Annotated in this window: 11 protein-coding genes; 2 read left to right on the top strand and 9 right to left on the bottom strand. The window is 60.9% G+C overall.

Going from position 1 to position 12,994, the window contains the following annotated elements:
- Positions 1–167: 167 nt before the first annotated feature.
- From AC1VWL_RS11610 to AC1VWL_RS11595, 4 genes are all read right to left on the bottom strand, one after another.
- Positions 168–554: a hypothetical protein gene (locus AC1VWL_RS11610; RefSeq protein WP_482986792.1), complete on the bottom strand. Its 387-nt coding sequence runs from the start codon at positions 552–554 to the stop codon at positions 168–170.
- A gap of 238 nt (positions 555–792) precedes the next feature.
- Positions 793–1,884, bottom strand: a complete 1,092-nt coding sequence (locus AC1VWL_RS11605; protein WP_482986791.1) for a DNA glycosylase AlkZ-like family protein — start codon at positions 1,882–1,884, stop codon at positions 793–795.
- A gap of 92 nt (positions 1,885–1,976) precedes the next feature.
- Complete coding sequence (locus AC1VWL_RS11600; protein ID WP_482986790.1) at positions 1,977–2,942, bottom strand: hypothetical protein; 966 nt, start codon at positions 2,940–2,942, stop codon at positions 1,977–1,979.
- A 460-nt stretch (positions 2,943–3,402) separates the two neighbouring features.
- Positions 3,403–4,554, bottom strand: a complete 1,152-nt coding sequence (locus tag AC1VWL_RS11595) for a YncE family protein (RefSeq protein WP_482986789.1) — start codon at positions 4,552–4,554, stop codon at positions 3,403–3,405.
- A gap of 198 nt (positions 4,555–4,752) precedes the next feature.
- Here AC1VWL_RS11595 and AC1VWL_RS11590 point away from each other — a divergent pair, with 198 nt between their 5' ends.
- Positions 4,753–5,448, top strand: coding sequence for an REP-associated tyrosine transposase (locus AC1VWL_RS11590; RefSeq protein ID WP_482986788.1), 696 nt, complete (start codon positions 4,753–4,755; stop codon positions 5,446–5,448).
- Between the two features lie 31 nt (positions 5,449–5,479).
- Here the strand turns inward: AC1VWL_RS11590 and AC1VWL_RS11585 are convergent, their stop codons facing one another.
- From AC1VWL_RS11585 to AC1VWL_RS11570, 4 genes are all read right to left on the bottom strand, one after another.
- Complete coding sequence (locus tag AC1VWL_RS11585) at positions 5,480–7,465, bottom strand: alpha/beta hydrolase family protein (RefSeq protein WP_482986787.1); 1,986 nt, start codon at positions 7,463–7,465, stop codon at positions 5,480–5,482.
- Positions 7,466–7,623: 158 nt separating this feature from the next.
- Positions 7,624–8,118: a hypothetical protein gene (locus AC1VWL_RS11580; RefSeq protein ID WP_482986786.1), complete on the bottom strand. Its 495-nt coding sequence runs from the start codon at positions 8,116–8,118 to the stop codon at positions 7,624–7,626.
- A gap of 486 nt (positions 8,119–8,604) precedes the next feature.
- A complete protein-coding gene (locus tag AC1VWL_RS11575; protein WP_482986785.1) occupies positions 8,605–9,798 on the bottom strand; it encodes a GGDEF domain-containing protein in 1,194 nt (397 codons plus the stop codon).
- A 279-nt stretch (positions 9,799–10,077) separates the two neighbouring features.
- On the bottom strand, positions 10,078–10,464 hold the full coding sequence (locus AC1VWL_RS11570) for a hypothetical protein (protein WP_482986784.1): 387 nt from the start codon (positions 10,462–10,464) through the stop codon (positions 10,078–10,080).
- Positions 10,465–10,624: 160 nt separating this feature from the next.
- On the opposite strand from AC1VWL_RS11570, the gene AC1VWL_RS11565 reads away from it, so the two are divergent.
- Positions 10,625–11,566 carry an HNH endonuclease gene (locus tag AC1VWL_RS11565; protein ID WP_482986783.1) on the top strand — a complete coding sequence of 314 codons (942 nt, stop codon included), beginning with the start codon at positions 10,625–10,627 and terminating at the stop codon, positions 11,564–11,566.
- A gap of 207 nt (positions 11,567–11,773) precedes the next feature.
- Here AC1VWL_RS11565 and AC1VWL_RS11560 read toward each other — a convergent pair whose 3' ends face one another.
- Positions 11,774–12,442, bottom strand: a complete 669-nt coding sequence (locus tag AC1VWL_RS11560; RefSeq protein WP_482986782.1) for a hypothetical protein — start codon at positions 12,440–12,442, stop codon at positions 11,774–11,776.
- Positions 12,443–12,994: the final 552 nt, after the last annotated feature.

Here is a 12,994-nt window from a genome sequence, read left to right as displayed (position 1 = left end):
CCCCGCCCCCCGGGGCCGCCGCGGCCCTCCATACACGCGCCGCCCCCCCCGCCCCCGCCCCCCCCCCCCCCCCCCCCCCCCCCGCCCCCCCCGCCCCCCCCACTACGGGTTGCAGGCCTTGCGAGCTTCGCGGCTTACGCCGCTCCCACATCGCTCCTATCCTGCCCCTACGTCGAGATCCGCCGTAGCGTCAGGTTGTAGCTCGTCGCATAGATCGCGGTTACCGAGAGCGGCACCACGATCGTGCGTAGGATCTCAGGCGTGCCAGCGATCCAATGGATGCTGCTGAGCAAGCTCAGCGAAACCCCGACAGCAACCACCGGCGGCACCCAATAGCCGGCGCTTCCGGGCAAACGCGCGGACAGCGCCTCGATCATGCGCTTCAGGAACAGGGTGATCAGTGCCGACAAGGTGCCCTGCACTACGCCTGCGATCAACGGCCGCGGCATTGGGTGCGCAAGATTCGCGAAAGTGGCCCAGCTACCCATCGCAATGAACGCCACGGCCATATGCACAGCGCTGTTGCGGGCGGTGGCTGCGGTGGTTGTCGGCACGTGATGGTCCTGCGGGCTTGTTGTGGCGTGGCAGCGCAGCATGACGGATGCGCCAGCTGGCAATCAACCTCGGCCCGCCAAGGCATCCGTTGCTCGCGAACGAGTAAGCTGGTGCTCCGCCCGCAAGCGCCCGGCTTGCTCAACGACACCTGCAACCAAGCAAAACAGCGGCCAGAGGTGCAAGCGCATCCTTTCAACGGCACTACGTCCGGATACCGCCCGCAGCCCAGACCTCAACTCACTCATCCAGCCCAAGGAATACCCGCATGCGGCCCAGCTCCGCGTCCAGCCCGTCGACAAACCCAGCGTCACGCGGCGCCCGTCCTTCCACGTACTGCAGCTGCGCATTCAACACGCCACCAGCCACCGATAGATTGCCCCAGCCAATGACCCTATCGCCCCACAGCAGCGGCAACGCGTAGTAGCCCAACTTGCGTTTTGCCGGCGGGGTATACGCCTCGAAGCGGTACGCCCAACCCCACAGCAGCTCAAAGCGACGGCGATCCCAGACCACCGGATCGAACGGAGTCAGCAGGCGCACCTGGCTATCCGGCTTCCAGCGACGGCTTTCCGCACGCTCATCGGCAGGCCACAGCCAATCAATGCCATCCACCCTCGCCCGCTGCAGACGCAGGCGCGCACGCGCCAACGCCGCTTTGCGCGCATCCTTCCATTGCGGGACACCATTCCCCAGATAGGCCACCAGCTGACCCAGGCTTGCATCGGGAAGCGGTGCGTATTTGCCAACAATCAGGTCGATCAATGCATCCATGCGCGCATCGATCTCGGGGGCAGTTACCGCCAGCGCCGCGTCGCGAACTGCATAGACGCGCGTGCCACCATCGCGTCGCGCCACCCGCAGCAGGCCGCGGTAATGCATGCCATCGAGTAACTGGGTGCTGGCATTGGACGAGCCGCCAAACCAGTTGGTGGTCTTGCCATGTGCAAAGTGCGCATCCACCTCACGCGGGTGGACCGCACCGCGCTCGGCGATGAAGGACTGCACCGCCTGCGCCTGCTTCCAGCGTGCCGGCGTCCACTCCATCCGAGCCTGTCGCGGGTGCATCAGCGCCTGGTGGTCGCGTGGCAGGAAGCCATAGTTGACGAAGAAATCTTCCTCGATGGGAAGTCGTGGGTAGCGCCGCTCCAGGTCCCCGGCCCGGTAACCCAGGACCCGGTGCCGCAGCGTCAGGTCCTGCGCCCTTGCGGGCGCACGGATAGGATCAGCCTGCACGAAACCCAGCTTGGCAATCGCCCGCATCAGCGTGGTCGGCTTGAACAGCGTGCGGGCGACCGCGTAGCGGCGCAGGTGGTCGAGGGTGAGCGTCATGGGCGGATGATGCCAGCATCCGTGTCTGCGGGAACATAGTTCCAGAAGCCACGAATGCCGGCCTCATGCACTTCTGGCCGCGCCGCTCGCGATCAACGAAGCTCGCGGACCGAACGGCAGTAATACTCGGCCAAGGCAAAGCCCAGCGGCTGCTGTTCGGTCAGGCCCCACTCGGCCGTCAGCGCATTGGCATCAACCCGCATCACCTGCGATTGCACGCCGCGCTTTTCCAGCAGCGCAGGCAGCTTCTTGCCGAACTCGCTGTCGCGGCTGTCGGCGCTGGCGACAATGCAGACCGGCATGGCGGCGGTGATGGGCGCCTCGGCGATCATTTCTTCCAGGTCTTCCAGGCTGTCTTCATCGTTGTCCAGCTCGTCGATGCCAGCATCTTCCTCGGCGAGGCGGTATTGCAGGTTATCCGCGTTCATCAGCATCACCATCAGCGACGGGGTGCGTGCCGGTCTTGCTTCACATTTGGAAGGCGGTATCTGGCCGACGATGGGCGCGGTGCTTCCGTCCGCTTCCAGCCGACGGATCGCGATGCCACAGCTGCCACCTTCGAAGTCGCGGATCATATCGCCTTCGTAGTCCACACCGGGCTCCGGTACGAAACCGAGCTCGATGCCACGACCGCGGTTGCAGGTCCAGCCCGATCCGTTGGCGATGTTCGCCTGCAACAACACCGGCTGGCCGGGCACCAAGGCGTGCTCGGTGTAATAGGGGCTGGCCCACAGCTTGTCGCGCGTGGCCAGGTTGCGGCTGTCGTCGGTTTCCGGCATGCCGATGGAGATGTTCTCCGGCTTCTTGCGGACCATCGCCTTGAAGTAGTTGCCCAGCGAGCCCGATGCTTCGATCTCTTCGTCGTACTCCTTCCTGCAGACCGCGTTGGTATACATCGTGAGCCCTACGCCGTTCTGCCCGAACAGGCGGATGCGTGCCGGGCGCTCGACCTTCGCTTGGGTTTCAGGAGCAGCGAGGCTCTCTCCTGCCCCGACATCCGCACGCACATCCACACACGCAAACGCCAGCAAGGCCAGCGACAACAAACGAATCTGCATTTACTCGACTTCCATTTCGACAAGGATGGTTGCAGGGACAGGCGTCCAACACCGCGCCATGAGAGACGCAGGAAAGAGATGCTGGTGTTTCCCCGTGCGGAATTCTATAGACGTCGATCCAAGGCGTACACACGCTGGGGCTGCAAGTCCCCCCAAGGACTGCGTCAAAAGGCGGCTCGGCCCCGGCGGCATCGCCGCCCGCATGAAGCAACCCCTCTTCCTTCTGCCATGCCGTGACCGGTACGGAAGTCGCGCATGCACCTCCCCTGTCCCGCCAGCCAGCCAGCCAGCCATCCCAGCCAGGTTCGCAAGACGAAGGAAGGGCTCCAACGACTACGCGAGCAATCCAAACGCGCAGGACCTTCGAGCCCGTTCTCGCTACCACGCAAAAAGAAGGGCCGAGGCAGCAGGCGTGCTGCCCCGGCCCGCGCAGCAATCAGATGCTGCAAATGCTTCTGCTTCAGCTGCCCAGTTCGATGCGGGCAACGGTTTCCTCAGCACCCTTCGGGTCGCTTTCGCCGTTCTTGATGCTGACGTACAGCACGTTGTTCTTCGCATCCAGTGCCAGGCTGTTCGGGTGCGTCGGCACCGACCAGCTGGCCACCTGCTGGTAGCTGTCGCTGTCGTAGGCGGTGACGCTGCCGGCTTCCCGGTTGGTCACGTATAGGCGCTTGCGCTCGGCATCCAGCAGGATGCCGAGCGGGCCGGCATCGGTGGGGATGCTCGCCAGCTCTGCACCACTGCTGCGGTCCAGTACCAGCACCCGCTTGCCCGGATGACGCGAGACGAAGCCTTCGATGCTGCTGCCCTGGTACTTGCGGATCATCTCCAGGCCTTGGTCGGTGACGAACAAACGCGTGCCCGCAGGATCGAGCGCGATGTTCATCGGCTGCTCGGCACTGACCTGGAAGCGCTGCTCGACCTTGCCGCTGTCAGTACCAACAGTGACCACTTCGCCCAGCAGATTGCTGGTGTAGACGCGCTTGCCGGCTGCATCCAGTGCCAGGCCCGGCGCCTTGGCCTTGCCCAGCCCCTCAATGGTGTCGATCAGCTGCAGCGACTGCGTATCGACCACGAACAGCACGCTGCCTTCCTGCGAATGACCGGTGACATACAGGCGATGGTTGGGCGCATCCACCACCAGCTCGCGCAGGTCATGGCTGTAATAGGACTTGCCGTCCTTGCCGGTGACCTTCTCCATCAGCTGCACGGTGCCGATGGCCTTGTTCTGCGCGGTATCGACCACCGTCACCGAGGTATCGACGGTGTTGCCGACGTAGAGGCGATTGTTGGCATCATCCAGCACTACACCGAAGCCCTTGCGCTCCAGCGGAATGCGCTGCTGTACGGCAAGCGTGGTGGGGTCCAGACGCAACACCTGGGCCGGGCCGGCAGCATCGCCAAAACCACCGGACGAAGCGACGAAAACGGCGTTCTGCGCGGGGCTGTAAGCCAGTTCGTACAGACCCTTGGCGACGGCCTGGCGCTGCGCGGCGGTAGTGGCGTTGCTGTTGGCAGCAACCGGCGACGTCGCAGACGCAGCCGGTGCAACTACCGCAAGAGAGACCGCCAGCGCGAGCGCAGCGGAACGGAACAGGGGGGATTTCGACATTGCGAGCTTCCTTGATAGGGCACGAAGGGTGTCCTGGCTCGCTGCGCCGTTGTCGAACGGGAATGGCTGGCTGGTGCCGGCATGTTAGAGCAAAACCGGGGTCAGAGTCAGGTTCTTACAGCAAACAACCCACTCCCCGGATCGATCCACCACACCAGTCACCTTAGCGTTGCAGGCGAACAGCGACTGGAGTTCAACATGGCAAGGCGACCACGAATCGATCCGCCGGGCGTAACCCAGCACGTGATTCAGCGCGGCAACGACCGGCAACCATGCTTCTTCCGCGACATCGACCGCATGCGTTACCTGCAGGATCTGCACACGCTCAGCATCGAGCGCGAATGCCGCGTGCATGCCTATGTACTGATGACCAACCACGTCCACCTGCTGATGACGCCCGCTGAATCCGGCGCGATCAGCGGCCTGATGCAGGCATTGGGCCGGCGCTATGTCCGTTATATCAACGACGCGTACGAGCGCAGCGGTACGCTATGGGAAGGCCGCTTCAAATCGCACCTTGTCGCGAATGACGAGCACCTTCTTCGCTGTTATCGCTACATCGAGTTGAATCCTGTCCGCGCTGGAATGGTGCCGCAACCCGCCGACTATCCGTGGTCGAGTTATCGGCACAATGCCTATGGTGTGGCGAACCCGGCCATACAGGCCCACGTCTGCTACGCCACGCTGGATGCCTGCGAGAAGCAGCGACAGGCGGCGTACCGAAAGTTCGTGCAGGGCGCGAATGACGAAGACACCGCGAGCTTCCGTGACCACCTCAACCGCCAGCAGCCCATGGGCAACGATCGTTTCCGGGCCGCGATCGAGGCGCAGCTCGGCCGTAGTCTGACGCCTGGTAAGAGTGGCCGGCCCCGAAAGGCGGGGCCGGCGCGCTAGCGCATCGACTGCAGTGGCAACCTTGCGCTGATCAGTTCGCCGAGCTGCGAATACCTGACTCTGACCCCGGTTTTGCTTTTGCTCCGCCGAGATGCTGGCTTAGGAAGGCGAGCAGGCGGGCGTAGTATTCGCGGCGGTGCGGCTCGGTGTAGAAGCCGTGGCCTTCGTTCGGGTAGTACAGGGTTTCCACCGGTACGCCTGCCTTCTTGAGGGCGCGTTCCATGCGCTTGCTGTGCTCGATGGGTGCGCGCTCGTCCTTGCCGCCGGCCGCCAGGAACACCGGCACCTTGATGCGGTCGGCCAGCGATACGGGCGAACGTGCGCCCAGATCGCCGCGCTCGCCCAGCCATTCGCCTGCCCAGGTTCGGCCGGATTGGCTGCGCTGGGAGGTGTTGCGATGCATCAGCTCGAGGTCGTACACGCCGACATAGCCGGCCGCGCAGCGGTAAAGGTCCGGGTCGCGTGCCGCGCCCATCAATGCAGCGTAACCGCCGTAGCTGGCGCCGTAGATGCAGATGCGCTCGCGGTCGGCGACACCTTCGTTGATTGCCCAGCGGGTGGCATCGGCCAGGTCGTCCTGCATGCGCGCGCCCCACTCGCGGCTGCCGGCTTCGGTATATGCGCGGCCGTAGTTGCCTGAGCCACGGTAGTTGACCCGCAGCACCGCGTAACCGGCCGCTGCAAGCAGCTGCGCGTCGTCGTCGAAGCGCCACTGGTCGAAGATGGTGAACGGCCCGCCATGTGGCAGCAGTACCATCGGCCGTGGCCCGTTCGCGGGCTGCAAGGGCTCGGTCAGGTAGCCGTGCAGCTGCATGCCATCGCGGGCGCGGAAGCTGATGTAGCGCGAAGGCGGCACCTGCTGCGGCTCGAACCATTCGCGGCGGCTGAACATCCGATCGGCCTTGCGCTCCTGCGTATCGAACAGGAAGTAATCGCCGTTGTTGCGGTCACTCCACACGAACAACAGCACATAGCGCCCGTCGCTGGTCGACGAGGTCATGCGTACCGCGTCGTTCACGAAGACCTTTTCCAGACTGCGGTAGAAGCGTGCGGTACGCGCGGTCTCGTCGAAGAAGCGGTTGCTGACACGCTCGTTCATGTACGAGGCGCCGATTGGCGTCTTGCCATCGAGGTCGTAGAGGACCTGGTAGGGATCAACCTGCGGGTCGCGCAGCAACTCCACCTCGGCACCGCTGGCCGGGTCCCAGGACACGATGCTGTCCGGCCCGCTGGCGTGTTCCACCTGCAGATAGGCGAGCTTGCCGTCCGCGCTGAACCCCAGCGGGAAACGCCGATGGCCGCTGCTGCCTTCATCATTGATCAGCCGCCAGTCCTGCCCGCGCGCCTCGCGGTAGAACAATTTGGAAACGTTGTCGGCCTTGGCGCCCACCGCAAAGCGCACTTCACCAGCCTGGTCGGACACGAAGCTCGCCCGCTGCACCGGCACCTCGGCAATATGCACGCGGTTGCGGCTGTAGATGTCGAGCTTTTCGATACGGACGACAGGATCACTCGCCACCGGTACCGCCGACACCAGTACGTTGCGTGTATCGCCCGCCAGCGGATCGAGCATGTAGACCGACTGTTCGAAGGTATTGCGCATCTCCGTAACCAGCCCAGGCTGCGTGCGCACGCCATAAGGACTGGCCAGCAACATGCTGTACTTGCCGTCCACATTCACCGCATACAGTTCGCCGACCGACACCGGCTCATCACGCGAACCCTGCTTGCGCGACAGCGACACCACCACCCGCTCATCGTTGGCCCACCAGAAATCGTCAACCACCGAATCCGGGCCGCCCATGATCTTGGCGGTGAAGGCGTTATCCTCGCGGCGCAGGATAAGCAGCGCGGTACGGTCTTCCAGCGGCTTGGTCACCGCGAAGTGCTTGCCATCGGGCGAAATCTTCACCCACTCATAGACGTCCTGCTGCACGAAAGGCGTGAGGTCCAAAGTCTCCCCAGCCCGTGCCCCCAACGACACCGCACACAACACAAGCGCCAACAAGATCCGCATCCTGCCCCCTCCTCAGCAATCCAGCCCCCGCTGGTTGCCGGAGCATAGGTGAAAACCGGGGTCAGAGTCAGGTTCTTTACAAGCGAATCACATCCCCTCCCCTCACATCCCAAGGGCCTGCATCCAGCGTCCACTGAAAGCACACCGGGGACGTACATCTAGATACCGCAGAGATCCCACGGCCAAATCTTCCGGCGGCGGTCAAACACAATCTGTCGGCTTTCCAGTCCTGACTCTCCGCGCACTACGCAGAAATGGCCGCTATACCATCGCCGGACCGCCTCGCCGTCAGAAGCAACGATGGAGGCAGCAATATCAACCAGGTATCGAGTGCCCGGCGACAACTCTGGCAAGGGATTTCCCGCAGCTCCAAGACCATCCAGACACTCATGCGGCGTAACAACGGGAGCTGGCCCATTGCTTGGCGGAAAGCTCTGTTGCCAGAGAAGATGCGAGCCGCTCGCGTCCTGACGATAGATGCTTACGTTGCTCACTTCAGCTTCCCGGCCATCCAACTCCTGCACATCATTGGCACGCAAGCACAGGCGGCCCCCATCAAGAGAAATGATGGATTTCTGATGTAGCTCCTTTGGCTGACTGCAGATAGCGCTGGCCGGTGCCATCAGCATTGCGAGCAGTATCAGTCTATGCATGTCCGAACCCTTCCTTGGTTGAGAGACGTCGGGCCGATCTTTTTTACTCGCTCAGCGTCGCACAAGTACGGCAAGTGCAACTCCAGCCACACGGATACCCGTGGTGGCGTGCGCTTCTTTAGCGATACACACATTGGATATACGCGCACTGAGTGCAGATCAGAAGATCCCTATCCAATGCCGAGATCCGATGCCACATCATCCTCCCGCGTGCCAAAGAACGGAAATCAGAAGCATCCCAGAAGTTGGCTCGCCACAAACCCACCAAGAACAGCAGCGATGGGACGTGAAAGACAGGGCGACCTGCATCAAGAAAAAGCCGCGAGGGCTTCTCCTTCGCCAAATGAGCAGCTTCGGGACACAGCCCAAAGCCACGCTCGCCTTGCGCATGTAGTACTTCCCGGATACCTATCCACCGGAATCCAGCCCGCATGACGTGACCTAGGACGGTCGATCAGTGCCATTAAACGGACTCGAGCCGCGGGGCTAATGCACCGTATCCAGCGCCGCGTTAACCCGACTCTGACCCCGGTTTTGCTCTACGCGGTTGCGGCCGGTGTGTTTGCCGCGGTAGAGGGCGGCGTCGGCTTGTTGCATGGCGTGGGCCAGGCCGGCTTCGCTGGTGAAGCTGTCGGAGACGCCGATGGTGACGGTGCAGCGCAGGCCTTCGTAGCGCGCCCCCTGCAGCATCACTGCCTGCTCGATGCTGCTGCGTACGCGCTCGGCCACGCGCAGGGCCGAGGCTTCGTTGGCGCCCACGCAGATGGCGGCAAACTCCTCGCCGCCCAGCCGGCACAGCAGGTCGTCCTTGCGCACCGAAGCGCGCAAGGCCTCGGCAACGCCGCATAGCACCGCGTCGCCGGTCTGATGGCCGTAGTTGTCGTTGATGCGCTTGAAATGGTCGACGTCGATCAGCAGCAAGCGCGCGGTGGCACCCGGCCGCCGGAAGCAGGCTTCCAGCGCCGTGCCCAGGCCACGGCGGTTGAGCAGCTGGGTAAGCGGATCGTGGGCAGCAATGCCGCGCAACCTGTCGGTCAGGCGGCGCAGCACCAGCCAGACGATCGATGGCGGCAGGATGGTCGCCAGCGAGCACATGTAGACATAGAAGATCATCGAGAACTGGCCGTCCATGCTCAGCGCCGCGAAGCCACCGGACAGCAGCTTGACGATCTTGATGATGTTCAGCACGCAAATGCCGCTGATCAAACCGGCAAACAGCAGCACCTCACCGCGCAGGTCCCTGGCGAAGCTGCGTACACCGTACAGCAGCACCGCCACCATGCCGACGAAGGACACCGCACAGGTGCCGGCCAGCAGCACGTAGCGCGCCACCGGGCCGAGCGTCCAGTTCACCAGGATCTGCAGCAGGCTGTAGCCCACGGCCAGATACAGCAAGGGCATCGCCAGCGGCGTGGAGCGGCCAAAGAACCGCGCCCCGCCCACGCAATACGCCAGCAGCGAGCACAGCGTGAGCGAGTGGTTGACCATGCTCAGCCAGCTCCAGCCCGGCACACCTTCCATCAGCTGCAGCACATAGGCCCCGCCGAGCATCAGGTTGCCTACGCCGAACACGTCCATGCCCATGTTCTCGTCCTGCAGGCGACGACTGATGAGCAGGAACATCACGGTGAAGCTCAGCAGGTAAACGCAGAGCATGCCGACTAGGAGGGTGGCGATCATTGGGTGTTCGACAAAAAGGCAGGCGAAGGCGCGCTGGTCCACCCCATGTGGAACGACGGATGCCAAACAAGAACTCGCAACGCTGCCGCTGATCCCCCGGCACCGCGTTGTCCCCGCACGTATCGTACCGAATTCGGTTGGGGTTACGAGGTTTGGGCCGGGCTGGAAGGGGTATGTAAACGGTTACGGGGACTCTTACGTTGGTTGGGGTAAAACCGGGGTCAGAGTCGGGTTTCGGTACGAAACCCCACTCTGACCCCGGTTTTACCCAGCCATGTCTCAATCAACGTACCGCGAGCAACGCACATCCCACCTCCCCTGCGCCGCTACAAACAACGAAACCAGTTGGACGAGCGAACCACACGGCGACAGCAGCAATAAGTCCTCTTCCCGGGCATCCCGCAGCCCCGCGAACTCATGAAACGCATGATCCAGATCGTTAGGACCATCCTCGTGATCGCGCCAATGCTGTGGATGCAAGGCTGGCAGCAACACCTGCTCCGGCACAAAAAACTCCCCCTGCTCTAAACAGGAACGAATGGCCGCACCGGCGTCCCGAACCTTGCCGCGTACCAACACCGCGCCATGCGTCTTCCAGTTACCCGCATCCCGATACAGGTACTCCAAGACAGCAAATCCCTTCTCCTTCTCCTTCTCCCTCTCCATTTCTCACTCCCGCTGGCCAAAGCGCAGCGAGATTGCCTTGGGCCAGTCCCACCGGCTGAGATGGAAGATTTACCGTCGCTCGCCTACCATCCTCCGAAAGGGGGAAATTCTGAATGGCTAATGCGTTCTTTACTGCTTTCCAACCAGTTGAGGCAGACCGATGAGCTTCTGGTGGGTTAATCACAAGCAGACGCGTACTCACGAGGTTCGCGGAGGCTACCTATGGTCGCCACAACGTAAATCTAACGGCGTGTTCAATCAAACATACGAAAATATGCGTCACGTGCACGTAGGTGACACGATTTTCTCTTACGCAAAAGGGCACATTGAGTACGTCGGAACGGCCACCTCAACCGCGGTACTCAGCCCGAAACCAGCCGAGTTCGGTAGCGTAGGCGCTAACTGGGCTGACGAGGGCTGGCTGGTAGACGTGCATTTTGAGCCCGTCCCCCAATCAATGCGGCCGGCCGATTTTTTGCAGCAGATCGCACCGTTTTTACCAGACAAGTACTCTCCAATTCAGAAGAAGACAGGAAAGGGCAATGAAGGTTGCTACCTAGCCGCTATCAGCGATGTGCTGGGTTACAGCCTTCTTGGACTTCTAAACACTGAACCAAAAGATCCACGTCAGTACAGTTTCGGCGAGCCAACACAAGCAAGAGAGCTGCTTGAAGACCTGCAAGTGATCGAAAGTGATCCGCAACTACATGAGACCCAGCGTTTGCACCTGGCTAAAGCACGCATAGGCCAAGGCTTGTATCGAAAGTGCGTGATGCTTTTGGAATCGGCGTGTCGCGTCACCGGCGTGGAGGATAGACGAGTGCTTATCGCAAGTCACATCAAGCCGTGGCGTGCATCCAACAACATCGAACGTCTCAATGGTCATAACGGCATCTTGCTGTCACCACACGTAGACGCATTGTTTGACGATCACCTGATGACGTTCGAAGACAATGGACGAATGCGCTTTCATCAGTCACTTTCTCCGGAAGTACTGGAACGCTGGGGCATTGACCCCCAGAAAAAGCTGGACGGCTTTAGACCTGAGCAGGCGTTATTTCTCGAACACCATCGTGCGGCCTTCGGTCGAAAAGCCACCTGATTCGCAGCTCAATCTGCTCAGAGAATTGTGAGAACAATGTGGATCAGAACCAGCAGGCGCCAGAAGGAATCCAAGTCGGCTATGTCTCCTTGCTCTCTGGCCTGCTTTCTAGATCCCCGGGTAGCGGAAGGTCCCATTTAGGCTAGCCAAGCGAGCCAGAGAGCAAAAAGCATGGGGAAGCCCGGCACTGCGCTCCACCTTCAAGCATCATCGACGCCCCCCCTTAGCCGCGTATTTACGCTTCATTTTTCCAACCAACTTTTGTTGCTTTTCCGTAGTACCAACAGCCTTATTGGCATCCAAATTTGGGGAGTTAGGACTCGATTGGCGGAGCGTTTCTAACGCCCTCGCTGCGCCGACCATCTCCAAAAATCTCCAGAAAGAAGACGCGCCAATGACAACAAGCAGCACGGCTGTGAGCTTGACTTCAATACCACTTCCTTGGCGTTCCCATAGATACACTGCCGCAGACACTGGCAGACCATATAATATAAGCAGAATGACTTGAACAGAACGGCGGAACCAAGCCCTGTTGAGCCAACGACTTCGCCATTGGAGATCGCACAAATTCATTCCTTTGAAGAACCTCCAGTTCATCGAAAGTTCCAGACAGACATACGCTGGATTGAAAGCCTGCAGACCTTCGCGAATCAGATCGGCAGGAGGCGACTTCACGTTATATAGATGCCGGAAATATGACTCCAACCAGAATGAATCGCCCACTCGAGCACCGTCCCATAGCTCCAAACACTCTTTCCTCCCTTGCCGCGCATAGGCCCGAGTGGCATGGAATAGTTTCATCAGCGACACAGCCACCACAACGCCGACAACAAAAAGACTGGGCACTCCGGCTTCACGAAGAATATTAAAATCCACAGCTCACTCCTCCTTTCCGGCAATCCATCCTTGATTGAATGATACCAATCTGAACATAGGGAATATTATCGTTATAACCATCAGTCCCGCGGCGTCAAAACCACAAGAATCAAACACGTTATTCGTTGATGTCAGCACTCCAAAATATGCCAAGGGACAGGCGATAACTACCCCATCTATGCCACCTGCATTCCGCAGCAACTCTAAGTTGCCGGAAATGCACCTTACTCCGTTTGTCCTTCGCCAATCAGAATCTTGAAATCAATGATGGCCGCCCGTTCCCCGATCGAAAAGCGGCGAGGACGGCCATCTTCGATGTATATCGAACTGCTCTATAACTGCGCCCGGCTCCATTCAGGCCTCGACTACACCTCACCTTTACAGATCGAGCTGCAATATCAACAGGTCGGGAGCGTCCCCTGACTACCATTCATGGAATCCGAGGCAGCTCAGTCAACTCCCTTTCCTTATCCACATTCTGCCGGTCCACAGCGGCATCGGGAAAGCCGTTTCAAGGGCTAGAACATTCCTAGATTTGATTCTTGGTTGACG

This window comes from Stenotrophomonas sp. STEN063 (assembly GCF_056854515.1).
Note: the sequence above shows the minus strand (reverse complement) of the source record. Positions and strands in the feature narration are given on the sequence as shown.

Excerpts from the sequence above, each read along its gene's own strand:
- AC1VWL_RS11600 (WP_482986790.1), bottom strand. The coding sequence starts at position 2,942 with ATGCAGATTCGTTTGTTGTCGCTGGCCTTGCTGGCGTTTGCGTGTGTG.
- AC1VWL_RS11565 (WP_482986783.1), top strand. The coding sequence starts at position 10,625 with ATGAGCTTCTGGTGGGTTAATCACAAGCAGACGCGTACTCACGAGGTT.
- AC1VWL_RS11580 (WP_482986786.1), bottom strand. The coding sequence starts at position 8,118 with ATGCATAGACTGATACTGCTCGCAATGCTGATGGCACCGGCCAGCGCT.
- AC1VWL_RS11585 (WP_482986787.1), bottom strand. The coding sequence starts at position 7,465 with ATGCGGATCTTGTTGGCGCTTGTGTTGTGTGCGGTGTCGTTGGGGGCA.
- AC1VWL_RS11605 (WP_482986791.1), bottom strand. The coding sequence starts at position 1,884 with ATGACGCTCACCCTCGACCACCTGCGCCGCTACGCGGTCGCCCGCACG.
- AC1VWL_RS11570 (WP_482986784.1), bottom strand. The coding sequence starts at position 10,464 with ATGGAGAGGGAGAAGGAGAAGGAGAAGGGATTTGCTGTCTTGGAGTAC.
- AC1VWL_RS11575 (WP_482986785.1), bottom strand. The coding sequence starts at position 9,798 with ATGATCGCCACCCTCCTAGTCGGCATGCTCTGCGTTTACCTGCTGAGC.
- AC1VWL_RS11595 (WP_482986789.1), bottom strand. The coding sequence starts at position 4,554 with ATGTCGAAATCCCCCCTGTTCCGTTCCGCTGCGCTCGCGCTGGCGGTC.
- AC1VWL_RS11590 (WP_482986788.1), top strand. The coding sequence starts at position 4,753 with ATGGCAAGGCGACCACGAATCGATCCGCCGGGCGTAACCCAGCACGTG.